Here is a 19,277-nt window from a genome sequence, read left to right as displayed (position 1 = left end):
AGATGAGAAGTACCTTGTCCGACAACATTTCCCGCGACATCGACTGGTGGCGGAGTGCCGCTATCTACCAGGTCTACATCCGCAGTTTCGCCGACGGTAACGGTGACGGTGTCGGCGATATCGCGGGAATCCGGGATCGTCTGAGCTACCTCGCAGATCTGGGCATCGACGCTATCTGGGTCAACCCCTGGTACCCGTCGCCGATGGAGGATGCCGGCTACGACATCTCCGACTACCGCAGCATCGAACCTGCTTACGGCACAATGGAACAGGCCGAGGCAATGATCTCCGAGGCTCACGGTCTCGGTATGCGCGTGATCCTCGATCTGGTGCCCAACCACGTTTCCGACGCTCATCCGTGGTTCCAGGAAGCTCTGCTCGCAGAACCAGGTTCGGCGGAGCGTGCACGGTTCCACTTCCGTCCGGGCAAGGGTGACAACGGCGACGAGGCACCCAATGACTGGGTCAGCTCCTTCGGCGGACCCGCCTGGACGCGAGTCAAGGATGCCGACGGAAATCCGGGAGAGTGGTACCTGCACCTGTTCACGCCGGAACAGCCGGATGTGAACTGGCGCAACCACGATATTCGTGCCGATTTCGAAGCGACGCTTCGGTTCTGGTTCGACCGCGGTGTCGACGGATTCCGCATCGACGTCGCTCAATTCCTGTGCAAGGACGCCGATCTGCCTGATCTCAACGGTCTGAAATACCCGACACCGATCCCCGCCGACGGTTCCGACCCGGTGGTGCATCCCCACTTCGACCGCGACGAGGTTCACGAGATCTACCGTTCCTGGCGTGCGGTGGCGGACAGCTACGATCCGCCGCGCGTCTTTGTCGCCGAAGCCTGGGTGGGCAACCCGAAGCGGCTCGCGCGCTACCTGCGTCCCGACGAGTTGCACAGCGCCTTCAACTTCGACTTCCTGCTCTCACCGTGGACCGGGTCGAAGTTGCGGACGGTCATCGACAGCACGATCCTCTCGCATGCCGAGGTCGGCGCATCCCCGACGTGGGTGCTCTCGAATCACGATGGCGCCCGGCACCTGTCGAAATACGCCAGGCCGCAGACAGATTCGCGTGTGTCGTCCCTCAGCCAGATCCGCGACATCCCCGCTGACTTCGAGCTCGGGGAACGTCGGGCGCGCGCTGCCATGATGTTGATGCTCGCTCTTCCCGGCGGCGTCTACATGTATCAGGGCGAAGAGTTGGGGCTGGCCGAGGTTGAGGACATTCCCGACGACCAGCTGCAGGACCCCATCTGGGAGCGGAGCGGCCACAAGGAACGTGGCCGCGACGGCTGCCGAGTTCCGCTGCCGTGGTCCGGTGACACCGCGCCGTACGGGTTCAGTCCCGACGACGCCAATGCGTCCCCGTGGTTGCCACAGCCGAAGGGCTGGGCTGATCGCACGGTCGAGGCCCAGACCGGTCAGGCAGATTCCACTCTCGAGCTGTACCGCAGCGCCCTGGCGCTCCGACGCAGCATCGCAGCACTGGCTACCGAGCCGCTGACCTGGATGAGCGACGACAACGATCAGGTGCTGGACTTCCAGCGCGGCAGTTCACTCCGCGTCGTCGTGAACATCTCGGCCGATCCGATCGCGCTTCCCGACGGAGAGGTACTGCTGGCCAGCGGTCCGCTCCCCGGCGACGGCACAATTCCGGCCGATACGGCCGTCTGGCAAAGTGTCCCGTGTGCAACTACTGCTGATTCGACACGCTCTTCCTGAACTCGCCGAGGTCACGGAAGGCCGCGCTGATCCAGCGTTGACCGACGAGGGCCACGCCCAGGCACACCGGCTGCCTGCGGCGTTGGCCCCGTACAAGATTTCGGGGTTGTTCAGCAGCCCCCAGAAACGTGCTCTCCAGACGGCAGCGCCCGTGGCCGAAATCCTGGCGCTACCCGTCACCGAGCAGGCGGGGTTGGCCGAGTACGACTCCGAGCAGTCCCACTACGTCCCCATGCACGAGGTCATGGAACGGGCACCCGAGACCTATGCCCGAATCAAGGCCGGTTGGCTGCCTGAATTCGTAGATGCCGACGCGTTCCGGACCCGCGTACTCGGTGCCATCGACAACATCGTCGCATCAACAGACAACGACGCCACCGTGGCTGTGTTCTGCCACGGTGGCGTCGTCAATATCGTTCTGCAGGAGCTACTCGGGCTGGAACGTCCGTTGACGTTCCCGATCGAGTACGTCTCCGTCACTCGTATTCTGGTTTCCCGCAATGGGAATCGGCGAGTCGCGTCGATAAACGAAACGGGTCACGTCCGAAACATGTTGCGGGTGTAGCTCACACCGCTTCTGATCACACGTTGTGGCACGCCACCTGATGGCCACCGTCGACGAGACGAAGTTCGGGAACTTCCTCGGCGCAACGATCCGTCGCCAGGGGGCAACGGGTACGGAATCGGCAGCCGCTCGGCGGATTCAGCGGCGACGGAAGCTCGATGACCTTCTGCTCGACGTTCTGCGAAGCCGTGACGGTTGCGTCGGGATCCGGGATCGACGACAGCAGAAGCTGCGTGTACGGGTGCAGTGCACGGTTCTGCATGTCTTCTGCCGGAACGATTTCGCAGACGCGGCCCAAGTACATGATCATCACGCGGTCGCTGATGTTCTTCACGACAGCCATGTTGTGCGCGATGAACAGCAAGGACAGTCCGTGACGCTTCTTGGCGTCCTCGAGCAGGTTCAGGATCTGTGCCTGCACCGACACGTCGAGACTGGAGACGGGCTCGTCGCAGATCAGGACCTTGGGATCGAGCATCAATGCACGTGCGATACACACACGCTGGCACTGACCGCCCGAGAGCTCTCGGGGTGTGCGATCCCAGACCATATCGGGATCGAGACCGACCTCGGCCAGAACCTCACGGGCCCGAGCTTCGATGGCCGCCTTGTCTTTTCCGCCCCAGATGGTCGGACCCTCGGTCACGAGGGCCTTGACCTTACGGCGCGGGTTCAGCGACGAGATGGGATCCTGGAAGATCATCTGCAGCTGGGTACGGCTGCGGCGCAACTCTTCCGGGTCGAGTGCCGTCATCTCCACGTCGCCGAGGCGAATGGAGCCCGATGTGGGCGACGGCAACTGCATGATCGCGCGGCCGGCGGTGGACTTGCCACAGCCGGATTCGCCGACCACGCCCAGGGTTTCCCCGGGAGCGACGGTGAAGCTGATACCGGAGACGGCGTGAACGGTCTGTCCCTTGCCGACGTTGAATTCGACGACCAGGTCCTCGACCGTCAGGGCTGCGCCCACGGTTTCAGGCTTCTTGGTATCCACTGCTGCGGTCATCAGACCATCTCCTTCACCGCGAGCGGCAAGCCCGCTGCGGTTGTGCCGGCCTTCTCGTTGGCGACCAATGCCGCTGTGCCTTCCGGTGTATCCACCGGGTAGTGGCAAGCGAACGAATGGCTGTCAGATGTGTGATCTCCGGGTCCACCGGGTGCCAGTGCCGGATCGGCCGTCAAGCAGTCGTCCTGCGCGTACTTGCAGCGAGCTGCGAAGCGGCAACCGGTCATCGGCTTGGTCATGTCCGGAAGTCCACCCGGAATGGTCTGCAGCACCGTGTGTGTCGGCGATTCGAGTCGCGGAATCGCGGCCATCAGCGCTTCGGTGTACGGGTGACGCGGGCGCGTGAACAGTTCTTCTGTCGCCGATGTTTCCACGACGGAACCGGCGTACATGACGGCGACGCGATCGGATCGTCCCGACACGACACCGAGGTCATGGCTGATGAGGATCACAGCCATGTTCAGCTTGTCGTTGAGCGAGGCAAGCAGGTCGAGGATCTGCTTCTGCACCGTCACGTCGAGGGCCGTCGTCGGCTCGTCGGCGATCAGGAGCTTCGGCTCACAGGCCAACGCCATGGCGATGACCACACGCTGACGCATACCGCCGGACAGTTCGTGGGGGTACTGGTCGAGACGACGCTTCGGCTCGGGGATACCCACCATCGTCAGCAATTCTGCGGCGCGGTCGCGCGCCTCGGCCTTCTTGAGGCCGAGGTGGAACTTCAAGGATTCGGTGATGTGCGTACCGATTCGCTTGAACGGGTTGAGCGAGGTCATCGGATCCTGGAAGACCATGGCGATCTCGGGGCCCCAGAAGTGCTTCATCTCAGACTTTTTCATCGTCGACATGTCGCGACCCGCGAAGGTCACGGTGCCGCTGATATCGAGCGCCGGACCCTTCTGGAGCAGACCCATGATGGTGCGACCGAGAACCGACTTACCGGAACCCGACTCACCGACGATGCCGAGAGTTTCACCCTCGTTGACGTAAATCGAGACACCGTCGACGGCTCGCAACTGCCCACGGGGAGTTGCGAATACGGTTCGGATGTTGTCGGCCTGCAGCAGGGGCACGCCGGTCTTCACTGAAGTGGTCACAGTTTGCTCCGATACTTCTCACCGATGAGGTTGAACGAAAACACGGTCAGGAAGAGGAAGACACCGGGCACGAGAACGATGAAGGGGTGCTTCTCCACGATGCCGCCCTGGCCTTCAGCGATCATGTTGCCCCACGTCGGATCAGGCTGTGCGATACCGAGTCCGAGGAAGCTGAGCGACGCTTCCGCGACGATCAGGCCGGACACGGCAACCAGGCCGAGTGCCGCAACGGGAACGAGAACGTTGGGGACAAGTTCACGCCAGATGACACGCCACTTGGTGGCGCCCATTGCGCGGGCTGCGAGTACGAACTCACGTTGAGCCACCACGATGGTGTTGGCTCGCGCTATTCGAACCATGCTGGGAATGCAGAGGATCGACAGTGCCAGCGTGATGTTGCGCAGGTTCGAGGTGAGCACTGCAGCGAGCGCGATCAGCAGAACCAGCGACGGAATTGCCAGCAGCGAGTTGGTGAGGATTCCGACTACGGCGTCGACCTTGCCGCGGAAGTATCCGGCCATGACGCCGATGGTGCCGCCGATGATGACGCCGATCAGCACGGCGCAGATGGCCACGGTCAACGATGCACGGGCGCCGTACAACGCGCGGGCCAGGAGATCGAGGCCGAAGTTGTTGGTACCGAGGGGGTGTTCCGAGAGCAGGCTCGGGGACGCGAATCCGGGTTCGGCCAAGGTCTTGACCGTGTCCTTGTACTCACCGAGCGGCAGGAGCGGCGCGATGATCGCGGCAATGACCAGAGCCACGAGCCAGATGACGGCCAGCCAGTACGAGAGGTCGAATTGACTGCCCCACTTGGCGAGACCGATCTTGCCCAGTCCCTTGAACAGGAATACGAGTGCAACGAGCGCGATGACGATGCGAACCATCATCATGATGCCGGAGCCGAACAGGGAGGTGCCGAGTAGCGCGAGACCGATGACGGTCAGGATCGTGCCGATCAGTACCAGATTCTTCGGCTTCTCCAGCGTCTCGATCGGGCCGGGAGCAAGCAGAACTGTCTGCTGCCGATATGTCATCACCTCGGACGGGGCAGGCGACGGGGCCGCTCCGTCGGGCGTCACTTCAGACATGGACACGACGACTCCTCGGGTCAAGATAGGTGTACAGAACATCGACGAAACTATTGACGAGCACGTAGATGACGGCGATCACGACCACCGCACCCAACAGCATCGGCGAGTCGCCCTGTTGCGCAGCGCGAACGATCAGGCTGCCCATTCCGGGTAGCGAGAACAGCGTCTCGACGATCACGGTGCTGCCGATCATGCCGCCGAGTGCCAGACCCATCATGGTGATGAGCGAGAACGACGACGGGCGCAGTGCATCACCGAACAGGACGCGCAGCGTGGGCATGCCCTTGGCCTTCGAGGCGAGGATGTAATCCTCACGCAGGGTGGTGACCAGGTCGCTGCGAAGAACGCGAGTGAACATCGCCATCTCGAGGAGGCTGATGGTGATCGCGGGAAGTATTGCGTGAGACAGGTTTCCGGAGAGGCTTTCGCCGATGCGAACCCACTGTGAACGCGGGAACCAGCCGAGCCAGTTGACCGTGACCATGATGAGCAGCAAGCCGGCAAGGAAGCTCGGAACCGACAGGACACCGAACGTCGCGGCGCTGATGACGCGGTCGATGACGCCACCTTCGTGGTGCGCGGACCAGAGTGCCAGCGGGACTGCGACAACCAGGGCGATGACGAGGCCCATCACGGCCAGCTGAACGCTGACGGGAAGCGCGGACGTGATTGCCGTGAGGACATCCTGCTGCGGCGGAACCAGCGAATTGCCGAGGTCGCCGGTGATTGCGCTTGTCAGCCAGTCCCAGTAGCGAACGAACAGTGGGTCGTTGAGACCCAACTGCTGACGCACTTCTTCGTATTCGGCGGGGGTACGACCCTCACCCAATACCGAGACAGCCGGGTCACCGGGGATCAAGGACGCCAGCACGAAGGTTCCGAAGCTGACGAGCAAGAGCACAATGACGAGCTGGCCCAATTTCTTACCGATTGCGCCGATGTTCATCGATTTCGTCTCCTTCGGACAGCTAGCTCGCAAATCACAGCAGTTCCTCGTATTTCATCGGTTCTTCACGCGTATCCGGCTCCGCAGGAAGACTCCTACGGAGCCGGATACGCATACTCACTAGGAGACTAGGACTTCCAGACCTCATCGAACAGCATGATGCCGTCGAGGCTCTGCTTCAGTCCGTGCACATTCTTGTTCCAGACGTCGAGCGTCGGGACGTTGCCCCAGATCAGCCACGGCACAGTCTCGGTGGCGCGTTCCTGGATCTTGGCGAGGACGGCCTTCTTTTCCTCGTCGTTGGTGGCGACACCGAGCTGATCGAGCAGAACGTCCATCTGAGCGTCGGCGTAGTTGGTGACGTTGTTACGTCCACCGCTCTTGATACCGGTGTAGAGACGCTCGAACGGATCGGCCTCGGAAAGCGAGCCGGCTGCGGTGCTCATGTCGTAATCGTGGTCGACGTACATACGCTTGACCAGATCGCCTGCACCAGTGACGTATTCGATCTGCGTGTCGAAGCCGACTGAGTTCAGCATGGCCTGTACGCCGAGCGCGGTTGCCTGTGCGGACGGCTCCTGGATGGAGAGGAACGTGACCTTGCCGTCGAAGCCGTCTGCCTTGGCCTGCGCGAGGAGTTCCTTCGCCTTGGCCGGGTCGACACCGGTCGGTGCGACGTCGTTGTGCCAGCGCGAGGTGTCCTGGAACATTTCCTGGCCGGGCAGGCCCTTGCCGTTGTTGACGCGGGTGTTCAGCGTGTCCGGGTCGATGGCCAGTGCCATTGCCTGACGAACGCGCAGGTCAGCGCCGGGGCGACCCTCGGCCATGTTCACGTTCGCGATGTAGCCGAGCGACGGGATGTCGATGAAGCCCGGGTTACCGTTCTCGATCAGATCGAGGATCGGGGTGAGCGTACGCATGTAGGCGACGTCGATGCCGCCGGTCTTGAGAGCTTCAGCAGTCGGCTGAGCGCCGACGATGCTGATCAGCTTGAGCTTGTCGACGTTCGGTGCGCCACCGATGTAGTCGGGGCGAGCAGCCAGGACGAGTTCCTCGTTGGGGGCGAACTTCTCGAGGGTGAACGCGCCGGCACCGATCGGGGTGAACTGGTCACCCTTCTGTGCGGTGGGGGCGACGATCATGCCCGGTCCGGTGGCCAGCATCGACTCGACGCCCGTCCACGGATCGACGAGGTTGAAGACAACCGTCGTCGCGTCCGGGGTGTCCATCGAAGCAACCTTGGCAGCCCAGAGGCTGGACTGCGGTCCCTTGTTGGTGACGTAGCGGGTGATGCTGTCGGTGACTGCCTTGGAGTCGAAAGCCGTTCCATCACTGAAGGTGGTTCCCGGACGCAGCTTCAACGTCCAGGTCTTGCTGTCGAGGCTGGGCTCGAGCGACTCCGCCAGCTGCGGCACGAACTTCTTCGCGATGGGGTCGTAGCGCACCAGCGAGTCGTAGATTGCGCCGAGTTCGCTACCACCGGCAGCCCCGGCAATCTGGCCCTTGGCGGGATCGAGCGTCGTCACAGCGGAGTAGCCGCTGAATGTCAGCGTGCCACCCTTGGTGGGGGTGCCGGAATCAGCCTGTTCGTTGACCATGCCGATCTTGAGCGCGGAACCCGATTCGACGGTTTCACCGCCGCCGCTCGACCCGTTGTCGGCGCACGACGCCAGGAACATGCTTGCGGTGATCGCCAGGGTGACCGCAGCTAATCTGCGACTTCCGCGGCGGGAACTACGACTCATTACGAATGCCTCCAAGGCAAGCTAAGACAGTGACTTGATGTTGAACAATGACAGTTTGTGACGAGACGCACAGATTGTTTCAGCCAGTCCCGCTCAGTGGAATTGGTAAAGTTGCGGCCCTCAACTGTCCACCAAACCATCCTGGGCTGCGATTGCCTGCCGCCCATAAGAGACCTTTTGGTCTAATCCCGATCGAGCGTTGCTTCCTCCAGGTCCAGTTCACGTAGCACCTTCCGGAGCACTTCGTCGTCTATGCGCCCGGCGTCCCTTTCCGCAATAAAAACTGTGCGCTCCGCCCCGATCATCTCGAGCCGCAAAGTCCGGAACGCCGCCGACGGACTCTCACCCAGATCCTCGTCACTTCGGCCGAGACGCTCCCACGCCGAGTTGGCCCGATGGGTATTCCACGTTCGCAAGATGTCCGCAGCCCGATCACGCACTGCCGGCACCTCACCGTCCGGCACGCCCACCAACTCGTCCAACCTCGCAGCCGCCGCCCGCGCTGCTTTGTCCTGCGCAGCCGCCTCGGCCCGAGCGTCGGACTGCGCCTCATGCCCCGAAACACCGAGCTTCCGAATGACCCAGGGCAGCGAAAGTCCGTGCAGCAGAAGCGTCCCGACCACAACGACAAAAGTCAGGAACAAGATCAGTGAACGACCGGGAAAGTCCTCACCACTGTTCACGGTCAAGGGAATTGCAAAGGCCGCTGCCAACGACACCACACCGCGCATTCCGGCCCACGAGACAACGAACACCGCACCCGCCGACACCTCCGGTTCTCGCGCCCGGATCTTCGGAGACAACCATCGCGGAAGATACGTGAACGGAAATACCCACGCGATCCGAACAACCACAACCGTCGCCAGCACCGCGATGGACGCCCACACCACCATCGTCGTGCTGTATCCCTGCAATCCACTGACAACACTGGGCAATTGGAGTCCGATCAACAAGAACACGAACGACTCCAAAATCAGGTCGACGGCCTTCCACACCGCGGTGTCCTGCAGACGCGTCGCATAACCGGCCCGAGTGGAACGTTGGCCGAGGAACAGTCCGGCCACGACAACTGCGATGACGCCGGATGTATGGACTTCTTCCGCAGCGAGGTACGTGAAAAACGGCACCACCAAGCCGATTCCGCTCTCCATTACCGGATCCCGCAGCTTGCCGCGAACTTTGGAGACAACAAATCCGACGACGAGACCGATAGCGGTTCCACCGACAGCCGCAATCACAAAGGTCTCGAAACCGCCGATCAGCGTCGCTCCCGTTCCCACCGCGGCAGCCAAAGCGACCTTGTACGCCGTGAGGGCGGTCGCGTCGTTCAGCAGCGACTCCCCACCGAGCAAGGTCATGATCCGACGCGGGAGTCCCAGCCTTCGGCCGATTGCACTCGCCGACACCGCATCCGGCGGGGCAACGATCGCCCCGAGAACCAACGCTGCGGCCACCGAGAATTCGGGGACGATCAGATACGCCACCAACCCGACTGCTGCCGTCGTCGCCAGTGGTAATCCCACCGCCAGAAATCCGATGGGCCGCAGATTCGATCGCAATGCCAGATAGGAACTGTCCAAGGCCGCCGAGTACAGCAGGGGCGGCAAGACAACAAAGAGAACAAGGTCCGGATCAAGCTCGATGTCCGGGACTCCCGGTATCTGACACGCGATCAGACCGACGACGACGAGAATCAGCGGTGACGACAATCCGAATCGGCGGGCAAGCGCCGCCACCAGCAATGCCCCTACTACGACCCCCAGCAATATCCCGTTCACACAGGCAGCATGCAGGATCGAACGTCGGCGTGCACTATGGATGGCAATGAAAAAAATCCTGAAACGAGCAGCCTCTCGCGCGTCGGCACCCGAGCCCGCGACGAGCGGTTGCGAGGAACTTGCCAATACGCCCGAAACGGACCCCGCGGCGTTGACTCCGGGCGTCTGTCAGGGATGCGCCGAACTCGGTGAGGACAACTGGTCACACCTGCGAATGTGCCTCACCTGCGGGCACGTCGGATGCTGCGATTCCAGCCCCCACCAGCATGCAACCAACCATTTTCGAGAAACCGGGCATCCCGTCATGCGGTCGCACGAACCGGGCGAGTCCTGGCGCTGGTGCTATATCCACGACTTGATGGACTAGAAAACGCCGAAGCCGGAGACGCTTTGCGCGTCCCCGGCTCCAGACAGTCGAACTATTCAGTTGTCAGTTCAGTTGGTCTTCCAAGCCTGATCGAAGAACATGATTCCGTCGAGACTCTGCTGGATGCCGTGGACGTTCTTGCCCCACACACCGAGCCACGGGCTGTTGCCGAGGATCTGCCACGGCACAACCTGGGTAGCGCGCTCCTGAATCTTGGTCAGAACTGCCGTCTTCGCATCGTTGGACGTTGCAACACCCAACTCGTCGAGCAGTGCGTCCATCTGAGCATCGGAGAAGCTCGTTGCGTTGTTGCGTCCACCGGTCTTGAGGTTGGAGTACAGACGCTCGAACGGATCGGCTTCGGGGAGGTTTGCCGAACCGGTCGACATGTCGAAGTCGCGGTCGACGTACAAACGCTTCACGATGTCGGAAACCGAGTTGACGTATTCGATCTGGAAGTCGAAGCCGACTGCATTGGCCATCGACTGCAGGGCCAGAGCCATGGCCTGAGCCGAGTTCTCCTGCATGGTCAGGTACGTGATCTTGCCGTCGAAGCCGTCGGCCTTGGCCTGATCGAGCAGTTCTTTGGCCTTCGCCGTATCGACGCCGATCGGAGCAGCGTCGTTGTGCCAGCGTGAGCCGTCCTGGAAGATCACCTGTCCGGGAAGGCCCTTACCTTCGTTGAGGCGATTGTCGAGCGCGACGGGATCCGTTGCCAAAGCGAGTGCCTGGCGGACGCGGACATCGGCGCCCGGGCGACCCGGAGCCGAGTTGATCAGGGACAGGTAGGACAGCGACGGAATATCAACGTAGCCCGGGTATCCGGAGTCGATGAGATCGAGAATGTTCGGAAGTCCTCGGAAGTACGCAGCATCGGCGCCGCCGCTCTTGAGCGACTCCGTCGTGGCCTGTGCACCGATGATGCTGATCAGCTTGAGCTTGTCGACGTTCGGGGCACCACCGAAGTAATCCTCACGCGCATCGAGGATCATTTCCTCGTTGGGAGCAAACTTCTCGAGCGTGAACGCGCCGGCGCCGATCGGGGTGAACTGGTCGCCCTTCTGAGCCGTAGGGGCGACGATCATGCCCGGTCCGGTAGCGAGCAGCGACTCGATTCCCGTCCACGGATCATTGAGGTTGAAGACAACCGTCTTCGCATCCGGAGTCGCGACCGAAGCAACCTTCGACGCGTACAAGCTGGACTGCGGGCCCTTGTTCGTAACGTAGCGACTCAAGCTCCCGGATACTGCCGCGGAATCGACCGGCGTGCCGTCGCTGAACGTCACTCCGTCACGCAACTGGAGAGTCCACGTCTTGAAATCGGCGCTCGGCGACATCGAGTTCGCGAGCTTCGGAACAAACTTCTGCGAGGTGGGGTCGTAGCGGAGCAGGGTGTCGTAAATCGCTCCCAGCTCCGAACCGGCAACGGAGCCGGCGATCTGTGTCTTCGCGGGGTCGAGCGTCGTGACGGCGGAGTAGCCACTGAAGGTCAGCGTCCCACCCTTGACCGGATTGCCCTCGTTGGACTGCTCGTTGACGGGACCGATGGCCAGGGCTGAGCCTGATTCAGCGTTGTCACCGCTGCCGCTGTCCTTCCCATTGTCGGCACACGATGCCAAGAACAAACCAGCGGAAACAGCCAGGGCGACGGCTGCGACCTTACGACTGCCGCGTCGAGAACTGCGACTCATTCAAAACCTCCAGATGGGAAGTGCAACTGTGACGTGAAGCAAAGCCGTCATAGTCTGTGACTTAAGGCACAGGTATTAATGTTCAGTCCCACTCAGCGGAATGGACCAAGGTTGCACTCCGCAACCATCCTGCTCACGACATAGACCTGCACACACAGCGAAGCCGGAGACGCTGGATGCGTCTCCGGCTTCGGCCCGGCAAAGCTATTGCGGTGTCAGTTCTTCCAGGCCTCGTCGAACAATACGATTCCGTCAAGGCTCGGTTCGATGCCGTGAACGTTCTTGTTCCACACGTCGATCTGCGGAACGTTGCCCCAAATCTGCCAAGGCAGAGTCTCGTTTGAACGCGTCTGAATCTTGGCGAGGACCGCCTTCTTGTCGCTGTCGGTAACGGCAGCACCCAACTGATCGAGCAATCCGTCCATCTGAGCATCCGAGTAGGCCAGCGCGTTGTTGGGTCCACCCGTCTTGAGCGAGGAGTACAGGCGCTCGTACGGATCAGCTTCGGAAATACTCGTTGCAGCGGTGGTCATGTCGTAGTCATGGTCTACATACATCCGCTTGACCAGATCGCCGACATTGTTGACGTACTCGATCTGCGTGTCGAAGCCAACGGCGTTGAGCATTGCCTGGACGGCCAGCGAAGTGGCCTGAGCCGACGGTTCCTGCATGGCCAGGAAGGTGATCTTGCCGTCGTAACCGTCGGCCTTCGCCTGATCGAGCAATGTCTTGGCCTTCGCCGGATCGACCCCCACCGGAGCCACGTCGTTGTGCCAACGCGAGGTGTCCTGGAAAATCACCTGACCGGGCATGCCCTTGCCTTCGTTGACACGAGTGTTCAAGGCTTCCGGATCAATGGCGTACGTCATCGCCTGACGAACTCGCAGATCATTTCCCGGTCGACCCGGCGCCTGATTCACGTTGGCGATGTAACCGAGCGACGGAATATCGATGAAGCCCGGAAGGCCGGCGCCGACGATGTCGAGAATCGGGGCGAGCGTGCGCAGATAGGCCGCGTCGATGCCACCGGTCTTGAGCGCCTCGGCAGTAGCCTGGCCGCCGACGATGCTGATCAGCTTCAGCTTGTCGACGTTGGGCGCACCGTCGTAGTAGTCAGGGCGTGCGGCCAGGACCAACTCCACGTTGGGCGAGAAGTTCTCGAGCGTGAAAGCGCCCGCGCCGATCGGGGTGAACTGAGCGCCCTGTTGAGCCGTCGGTGCGACGATCATGCCGGGACCGGTGGCGAGCATCGTCTGAATGCCCGTCCACGGGGAGTTGAGGTTGAAAACAACCGTCGTGGGATCGGGCGTATCGATCGAGCTGACCTTCTCGACCCACAAGGCCGACTGCGGTCCCCGGTTGGTGACGTAACGAGTGATGCTGGCCTTGACGGCTGCCGAGTCCATCGGAGTTCCGTCACTGAATGTGACCCCGTCACGCAGCTTCAACGTCCACGTCTTGCTGTCCGAACTCGGCTCCAGCGACGCAGCCATCTGTGGCTTGAATTCCATGGCGATGGGGTCGTAACGCATCAGGACGTCGTAGATCGCGCCGAGTTCACTACCGCCCGTGGGGCCGGCGACCTGCGCCTTGGCCGGGTCAAGAGTGGTCACGGGGGAGAAACCACTGAAGGTCAGTGTGCCGCCCTTGGTGGGTGTTCCGGGATCTGACTGCTCATTGACCATGCCGATCTTCAGCGCCGACCCGGAGTCCGGTGTTTCGGTGGCTCCGCCGCCATCCTTGTCACCACTGTCCGAACACGACGCAAGGAGCATCCCGGCAGTGACAGCAAGCGTGACAGCGGCAATACGGCGACTGCCTAATCGGGAACTACGAGTCATTTACAAACCTCCGGATCGGTCATGCCAGTGCCTTGTGAAGCGAAGCTCTCACAGTTTGTGACTCGAGACACAGTGTTTCGCAAAATAGCCTCGGCCGCTCCATCGGATACCTTTCGCAGTGGCGCATACGGTGCGCTCATGCGAGGAGGGCACGACATGGGGCTGATGAAAGACGTCGGCAGTTGGCGACGAGGAAAGAAGCTGCAGCGACGCCTCCGCGATCTCACCGGAACCCTGGTAGTCGTTACCGGCGCCGGCAGTGGCATCGGCCGCGAAACTGCACTCGCCTTCGCCGCCCAAGGCGCAATTCTTGCCGTCTGCGACATCAACCTCGAAAGTGCGCAGGACACCGCAACACTCATCAATGCTCCATCGCACGCCGGCGGCGCCGAGGCCGTGTTCGGCGGCGGCGCCCACGCCTACCAAGTGGACGTCGCCGACGAACAAGCGATGACCCGATTCGCCGAAACCGTTGCCACTAAACACGGCATTCCCGACATTGTGGTCAACAACGCCGGCATCGGCTTCTCCGGAACCTTCGCCGACACCACCCAAGAACAGTTCGACCGCGTAATGGACATCAACTTCTGGGGAGTTGTCTACGGCTGCCGCGTCTTTTCGCCGATGATGATCGAGCGGGGCACCGGCGGGCACATCGTCAACCTGTCCTCCGCTGCCGCCTACACACCGCAGAAGGCACTGACTGCATATTCGACCAGCAAAGCTGCCGTCTTCATGCTGTCCGATTGCTTACGCGCAGAACTACTTCCACACGGTATCGGAGTCAGCACCATCTGCCCCGGACTCGTCAACACCAACATCGTCAAGACGACGGAATTCGCCGGAACAACGGCCCAGGAACAACTGAAGAATCAAACCAAGGCCGACAATTTCTACCGGCGCCGAAACTTCACGCCTGACCGAGTTGCCAGTGCCATAGTCAACGCCGTCCGCACCAACAAAGCGGTCGTCCCCGTCACCGTCGAAGCGAAACTTGGCTACGGTCTCAGTCGCTACTCCCCCGGATCCATGCGAATCGGAGCGCGCTTCAACGCGCGCTGAGCTACTCTCGCCGGATCAGCTGCCGAATGCCAGACTTCCCGTGAATCCTTGTTGCACATCAGCTTCCGAGCGCGGCAATACTTCATAGGTGTCGGCATACTGACCACTGAACCCGGTAACCGTAATCGATCGGCCGACAGCAATGGAGGCAACGTCGATTCCCGTCTGAGTGTTCACGAAAATGACAGTGTTTCCATTGGCCCCGGAGACCGGAATTTTGTAGCCGTACGGCAGATCGTCAACGACCGGACCGCTGACAATGCCGGACACCGTCACGAGTCGACCCTCACTACCCTCGCCGATTGCATTGAGCGGCAACCTACTCGGCCGAATCTGAGCGCCGGCCCCGATCCGCACAACTGCGGTGGGACGGACGACAAGCAGCCCCTCCTGATCCGCCAGGATGCCGACGACCTGAACCTGGTCACCCACGCCAATTCCTGAGTTCTCGGGGTCGCTCACATAAATGCCTGAATTGCCGCTTTGCAGCCCAAAACCCTTATCGTAGAAGCTGGATTCGAAAATCCCCGAAGCGGTAGTAGCGGTTCCCACCACCGTGACCGCAGTGCCGATCGGCAGTGCGCGGGCTACCTCGATGGAATTGACTGCAACCGACGGTGCCGAACGTAACGGTTCCGCACTTGCGATGGGACCGGTAAGAATGGCGACTCCCAAAACCCCTGCGGCCGCCAAAGATACAACTCGAACATAATTCATCGAAGACTCTCCCCCCTAGTGACAGGCAGCTACCTAGCAACGCCGCTGCTGGTAATACTGAGCCACAAGCCAATACGGGGCAACACGAAAAAGCGGTGGCGACTGTTTGTCACCACCGCTGATCCGTTGCGGATAACTTACGACCCGGAGCTTCCGGACGAACTGAGCGAACCGAGCGAACCGGTTTCGCCGCCGCCAAGACCGTCGAGGGAGTCGTTACCCTCTTGGCCCGGGAAGTACAGGTATCCGTTGGATACCGTCGTCAACGAAGTTCCGGATGTGGCCGGCACCTTCGCACGCCAGTTGACGATGGGGTTCAGCACACCGAACGGGCCACAGCCACTGGCGGCCGGGATCGCGAAGTCTGTTGCAGCACTCTTGACTCCGCCAACCTTGACCCCCATTCCGTCGGGGGTCTGCTCGAACGTCGGTGCGTCATCATCCGTGTTGGTCTTCAGCAGACGGAACTCCACGGGAGCAGTTTCCGAACCCAGGTAGCAGTTGTCACCCAGGAATGCGTTGTTGATCTTCATACGCACCGGGAGGCTGATGTCGAATTCGGTGACGATGCCGTTGAACGACGGAGCTTCGACAGCCTGTACCTCGGCAGTGACAGCAGCCAGGCCGAACAAGTTGTTGAACGGCAAGTCGATTCCGAGCACGCCACCGGGCACCGTCATCGGCTTGGCGTAAACGCCGTAGTGCCCGTCATCGCGGGGCAGGAGTACCGGATTGCCATCGCTGTCCTCGGTCAGCGCGGAAGCGATAACCATGTCCCCGGCCTTGATGGGGAGGTTGAAGCCATTGTTATCGAAAGTGCCGCTCTGGACGTCCACCGCCAGGCATGCTTGCGCGGGTGCGCCTGTGCTACTGAGATATTCGTTGCAGATCGTCGCACCGGGAATCTGCATCGGGGCATCCTGCGCCGACGCCATCGGTGCCGCCATTGCGAGCACTGCGCCGGCCGTACCGGCGACTACTACTGCACGAACTCCGAATCGCCTTGCGCGGGAGCTCTTTACCGTATCTTCCACAATATTCCTTTTGTAATTGACGAATAGCTGACTAGGAGCCCGAGCTACCGCTCGAACCGAGGGATCCCGAGCTGCCGCTGGAACCCGTTCCGCCACCGAGATCGTCGAGTGGATCCGAGCCGGCCGTGCCGCCCGAGATCATGTATCCGGTGGACACGGTGCTGAGCGAAGTTCCGGAAGTTGCCGGCACCTTTGCTCGCCAGTTGACGATCGGGTTCAGCACACCGAACGGGCCGCAGCCACTTGCGGCCGGAATCGCAAAATCTGTGGCCTTGTTGTGGATGGGGCTGACCTTGATCCCACCGTCAGGCAACACCTCGTAGCTGGGGAATTCGACATTCGCCGGTGCTAGATGGAAGTTCACCGGTGCAGCCTCCGACCCCAGGAAGCAGTTATCGCCGAGAAATGCATTGTTGATCTTCATCCGAACAGGCAGATTGAAGTCGAAGTCAGTGAAGAGTCCGTTAAAGGTCGGAGTATCCACCGCTTGCACCTGCGCTGTGACCGCCGCCAGTCCGAAGAGGTTGTTGAACGGCAGGTCGATTCCGAGCACACCGCCCGGCACGGTCAACGGCTTGGCATACAAACCGTTGTGGCCGTCGGCGCGAGGGATCAGAATGGTGCTTTGCCCATCCGCCGCATCGAGGATCTCGCCGGCGATGATCATGTCACCGTCACCGATGGGCAGATTGAACCCGTTGTTGTTGAAGGTTCCGCTGTTGACGACAACCGATACGCAGCCCTCCATGCCTACTTCACACACCGCTGCACCGGGGACACCGGTGGCTTCTGCATCCTGAGCCGATGCCATCGGCGCCGCCATGGCCAGTACTACGCCGGCCGTACCGGCGATCACTGCTGCGCGGACGCCGAGGCTGCGCGCGCGGGTGTTTTTGCGAGAGTTCTGCACGTGATGTTGTCCTTTGATGGTGGGGGACGAACAGCAGCTGCCTTGTGTTGTCGACTACTGGAATCAGGCGTAGCGGAGTGCTCGTACTCACAAGTAACAGCCTGGGCAGATGTATATCACAGTAGTTCCTGTCAGAAATAGCCTGAAAGGAATATTCCTTAAATACTCGATCTATCCGCTACTGTGTGTCACACTCATGGGCAATGAACACCAAACGTCTGATTTTATGCCTTGCAGTGACCGGGTTGCTCCTGAGTGCCTGCGGCAACGAATCAACAAGTGAGACAGCAAGTTCGACACCGTCGGCGTCAACTACTGCGGTCGCTGCAACATCGGCCGTGGCGGCATCCGAGTTGGAAACCACGTCTGCGATGGCGCTACCAACCTCGCCACCGGCACCCGAGGCTGCACCTTCTCGCACTCCCGAGGCGCTTCCGGCGCTGCCGACCACACGGCCCGCCGTTGCTGAGGCAAATTCGACGATCGATGCACGTTCACCCGCTGAAATCGTGGCCGGCGCCGGTGAACGCGGCCAGCGGTATCTCGCGGCGTTGCGCCAGGCGGGCATTCCGCAGAGCGGCATGGATTCCGCAGAAATTCTCTACGCCGACGGGACCTGCAAAGCAATTGCCGAAGGCATGCCGCGGTCCGCTGTACTCGCAGAGTTCAAATCGGTCGGTGACGTTTACGCACAGATCACACCGATGCCGTCAGAGCGAATCGCCGAAATCTATGTGGAGACAGCTGAGAAAACCTACTGCTGAACCGGTTTGGGTTTAATCAAGCCTTGTCGGCCAGCCAGTTGTGCAGCCACCGGGTGGCCGTAGTTCCGGATCCGTCGACCACATAGCGGGTGTAGTCGGTGTGTACCTGCGAACCGTAGAAATCGGTCAACTGATCAACGCGGCGGCTGTTAGCACCGGGATCAAGCTGAGCCATCAATGCGGGAAGCCCACCCGCAGTGATCAAATCGCGCACGATGACTCCTGCCTCGTCACGCAACGCGACAGTGGTTGCCGGCGTCGGATCGGAAACCTGCGCCATGAATCCGGCCAGACGCATCACAAAATCGTCTTCCGGTGTCGAGCAGTACAGGTCACCAGCAGCGCAGATGGTGACGGTATCGGCTGAGAGCCAACCGAATCCGCCAACTCGGGCACCACTGGCACCGGCTCCGCCGACGCCGGGCCCGATCAGTGCGTCGGACTCGGCTCGACGCGGATCCGACAGCAAGCCAACGCCCGCAACACGACTCGGCGGTACGACGCCGACGCCCGTCCCGATTTCGGCGGCGAGATCACCGGCCGCGTCGGCCCCCTGGCTGTATCCGACAATTGCAAAACGCGTGTCACCGCACGAGGCCGCCATCGCCCCGATCATTCCGCGGGCATTGTCGACGGCCTGCTTCTTCGACTTTGCGTAGACGTTGGATTCCCAGGGAAACGCAGTGGCCGAGTACGAGACGTAGTCGGTTCGCACCGAGGAAGGAAGCCCGTCGGTGACCGGCGTGAGCATGCCCGCATTGGGACTGCCACCCTGCGCGGACGCTTCCCAGGTGCCGGGAATTGCCACGACATACAGGCCCGGGCAGGGATCGGCCGACGCTACGGGAGCACCGATCGCCGGTACTACTACTGCTGCGGCAGCTGCCGACAAGATCGCGACCAGACGTCGTGCACGCATGTAAATCCCCCGAA

General features: G+C 61.4%; 17 protein-coding genes. 5 read left to right on the top strand and 12 right to left on the bottom strand.

Annotation, left to right across the window (positions count from 1 at the left end; translation table 11 throughout):
* The first annotated feature begins 2 nt into the window (after positions 1 to 2).
* Positions 3 to 1,727, top strand: coding sequence for a glycoside hydrolase family 13 protein (locus tag BDB13_RS04775; protein ID WP_094274681.1), 1,725 nt, complete (start codon positions 3 to 5; stop codon positions 1,725 to 1,727).
* Positions 1,693 to 2,292: a histidine phosphatase family protein gene (locus BDB13_RS04770; protein WP_094270629.1), complete on the top strand. Its 600-nt coding sequence runs from the start codon at positions 1,693 to 1,695 to the stop codon at positions 2,290 to 2,292. The genes BDB13_RS04775 and BDB13_RS04770 overlap by 35 nt, the downstream gene beginning before the upstream one ends.
* Positions 2,293 to 2,308: 16 nt before the next feature.
* On the opposite strand, the gene BDB13_RS04765 is transcribed toward BDB13_RS04770, so the two are convergent.
* From BDB13_RS04765 to BDB13_RS04740, 6 genes are all read right to left on the bottom strand, one after another.
* Positions 2,309 to 3,298: an ABC transporter ATP-binding protein gene (locus BDB13_RS04765; protein ID WP_094270628.1), complete on the bottom strand. Its 990-nt coding sequence runs from the start codon at positions 3,296 to 3,298 to the stop codon at positions 2,309 to 2,311.
* The gene (locus BDB13_RS04760; protein WP_094270627.1) at positions 3,298 to 4,395 is read right to left on the bottom strand and encodes an ABC transporter ATP-binding protein; all 1,098 of its coding nucleotides are present in this window, start codon (positions 4,393 to 4,395) and stop codon (positions 3,298 to 3,300) included. The genes BDB13_RS04765 and BDB13_RS04760 overlap by 1 nt, the downstream gene beginning before the upstream one ends.
* On the bottom strand, positions 4,392 to 5,486 hold the full coding sequence (locus tag BDB13_RS04755) for an ABC transporter permease (RefSeq protein ID WP_206042856.1): 1,095 nt from the start codon (positions 5,484 to 5,486) through the stop codon (positions 4,392 to 4,394). The genes BDB13_RS04760 and BDB13_RS04755 overlap by 4 nt, the downstream gene beginning before the upstream one ends.
* Positions 5,479 to 6,435, bottom strand: coding sequence for an ABC transporter permease (locus tag BDB13_RS04750; protein WP_094270625.1), 957 nt, complete (start codon positions 6,433 to 6,435; stop codon positions 5,479 to 5,481). The genes BDB13_RS04755 and BDB13_RS04750 overlap by 8 nt, the downstream gene beginning before the upstream one ends.
* A gap of 128 nt (positions 6,436 to 6,563) precedes the next feature.
* Complete coding sequence (locus tag BDB13_RS04745) at positions 6,564 to 8,180, bottom strand: ABC transporter substrate-binding protein (RefSeq protein WP_094270624.1); 1,617 nt, start codon at positions 8,178 to 8,180, stop codon at positions 6,564 to 6,566.
* 182 nt (positions 8,181 to 8,362) lie between these two features.
* Positions 8,363 to 9,958 (bottom strand): Na+/H+ antiporter, encoded by a 1,596-nt coding sequence (locus tag BDB13_RS04740; protein WP_094270623.1) that lies wholly within the window; start codon positions 9,956 to 9,958, stop codon positions 8,363 to 8,365.
* Positions 9,959 to 10,004: 46 nt separating this feature from the next.
* Here BDB13_RS04740 and BDB13_RS04735 point away from each other — a divergent pair, with 46 nt between their 5' ends.
* Complete coding sequence (locus BDB13_RS04735; RefSeq protein ID WP_094274680.1) at positions 10,005 to 10,325, top strand: UBP-type zinc finger domain-containing protein; 321 nt, start codon at positions 10,005 to 10,007, stop codon at positions 10,323 to 10,325.
* Positions 10,326 to 10,393: 68 nt separating this feature from the next.
* On the opposite strand, the gene BDB13_RS04730 is transcribed toward BDB13_RS04735, so the two are convergent.
* A complete protein-coding gene (locus BDB13_RS04730; protein WP_094270622.1) occupies positions 10,394 to 12,016 on the bottom strand; it encodes an ABC transporter substrate-binding protein in 1,623 nt (540 codons plus the stop codon).
* A 215-nt stretch (positions 12,017 to 12,231) separates the two neighbouring features.
* Positions 12,232 to 13,857 (bottom strand): ABC transporter substrate-binding protein, encoded by a 1,626-nt coding sequence (locus BDB13_RS04725; protein WP_094270621.1) that lies wholly within the window; start codon positions 13,855 to 13,857, stop codon positions 12,232 to 12,234.
* Between the two features lie 156 nt (positions 13,858 to 14,013).
* Here BDB13_RS04725 and BDB13_RS04720 point away from each other — a divergent pair, with 156 nt between their 5' ends.
* On the top strand, positions 14,014 to 14,919 hold the full coding sequence (locus BDB13_RS04720; RefSeq protein WP_094274679.1) for an SDR family NAD(P)-dependent oxidoreductase: 906 nt from the start codon (positions 14,014 to 14,016) through the stop codon (positions 14,917 to 14,919).
* Positions 14,920 to 14,934: 15 nt separating this feature from the next.
* Here the strand turns inward: BDB13_RS04720 and BDB13_RS04715 are convergent, their stop codons facing one another.
* The 3 genes from BDB13_RS04715 to BDB13_RS04705 all read right to left on the bottom strand — a co-directional run bounded on the left by BDB13_RS04715 (position 14,935) and on the right by BDB13_RS04705 (position 17,580).
* A complete protein-coding gene (locus tag BDB13_RS04715; RefSeq protein ID WP_254922711.1) occupies positions 14,935 to 15,636 on the bottom strand; it encodes a hypothetical protein in 702 nt (233 codons plus the stop codon).
* Positions 15,637 to 15,773: 137 nt separating this feature from the next.
* Positions 15,774 to 16,670, bottom strand: coding sequence for a hypothetical protein (locus BDB13_RS04710; RefSeq protein WP_094270619.1), 897 nt, complete (start codon positions 16,668 to 16,670; stop codon positions 15,774 to 15,776).
* Positions 16,671 to 16,701: 31 nt separating this feature from the next.
* A complete protein-coding gene (locus tag BDB13_RS04705; protein ID WP_094270618.1) occupies positions 16,702 to 17,580 on the bottom strand; it encodes a hypothetical protein in 879 nt (292 codons plus the stop codon).
* Positions 17,581 to 17,783: 203 nt separating this feature from the next.
* Here BDB13_RS04705 and BDB13_RS04700 point away from each other — a divergent pair, with 203 nt between their 5' ends.
* Entirely contained in the window at positions 17,784 to 18,344 is a 561-nt protein-coding gene (locus BDB13_RS04700) for a DUF732 domain-containing protein (RefSeq protein WP_094270617.1), read from the top strand.
* A 16-nt stretch (positions 18,345 to 18,360) separates the two neighbouring features.
* Here the strand turns inward: BDB13_RS04700 and BDB13_RS04695 are convergent, their stop codons facing one another.
* Positions 18,361 to 19,263 (bottom strand): cutinase family protein, encoded by a 903-nt coding sequence (locus tag BDB13_RS04695; protein ID WP_094270616.1) that lies wholly within the window; start codon positions 19,261 to 19,263, stop codon positions 18,361 to 18,363.
* Between the last annotated feature and the right edge of the window lie 14 nt (positions 19,264 to 19,277).

Origin of the sequence: Rhodococcus sp. OK302 (assembly GCF_002245895.1) — a bacterium.
GTDB lineage: Bacteria > Actinomycetota > Actinomycetes > Mycobacteriales > Mycobacteriaceae > Rhodococcus_F.
The sequence above is the reverse complement of the archived record's forward strand: the minus strand, read 5'-3'. Positions and strand labels throughout refer to the sequence as shown.

Bases quoted from the DNA above. Each gene is read 5' to 3' on its own strand.
- BDB13_RS04775 (WP_094274681.1), top strand. From the start codon at position 3: ATGAGAAGTACCTTGTCCGACAACATTTCCCGCGACATCGACTGGTGG.
- BDB13_RS04765 (WP_094270628.1), bottom strand. From the start codon at position 3,298: ATGACCGCAGCAGTGGATACCAAGAAGCCTGAAACCGTGGGCGCAGCC.
- BDB13_RS04755 (WP_206042856.1), bottom strand. From the start codon at position 5,486: ATGTCTGAAGTGACGCCCGACGGAGCGGCCCCGTCGCCTGCCCCGTCC.
- BDB13_RS04750 (WP_094270625.1), bottom strand. From the start codon at position 6,435: ATGAACATCGGCGCAATCGGTAAGAAATTGGGCCAGCTCGTCATTGTG.
- BDB13_RS04745 (WP_094270624.1), bottom strand. From the start codon at position 8,180: ATGAGTCGTAGTTCCCGCCGCGGAAGTCGCAGATTAGCTGCGGTCACC.
- BDB13_RS04735 (WP_094274680.1), top strand. From the start codon at position 10,005: ATGAAAAAAATCCTGAAACGAGCAGCCTCTCGCGCGTCGGCACCCGAG.
- BDB13_RS04730 (WP_094270622.1), bottom strand. From the start codon at position 12,016: ATGAGTCGCAGTTCTCGACGCGGCAGTCGTAAGGTCGCAGCCGTCGCC.
- BDB13_RS04725 (WP_094270621.1), bottom strand. From the start codon at position 13,857: ATGACTCGTAGTTCCCGATTAGGCAGTCGCCGTATTGCCGCTGTCACG.
- BDB13_RS04720 (WP_094274679.1), top strand. From the start codon at position 14,014: ATGGGGCTGATGAAAGACGTCGGCAGTTGGCGACGAGGAAAGAAGCTG.
- BDB13_RS04715 (WP_254922711.1), bottom strand. From the start codon at position 15,636: ATGAATTATGTTCGAGTTGTATCTTTGGCGGCCGCAGGGGTTTTGGGA.
- BDB13_RS04700 (WP_094270617.1), top strand. From the start codon at position 17,784: ATGAACACCAAACGTCTGATTTTATGCCTTGCAGTGACCGGGTTGCTC.
- BDB13_RS04695 (WP_094270616.1), bottom strand. From the start codon at position 19,263: ATGCGTGCACGACGTCTGGTCGCGATCTTGTCGGCAGCTGCCGCAGCA.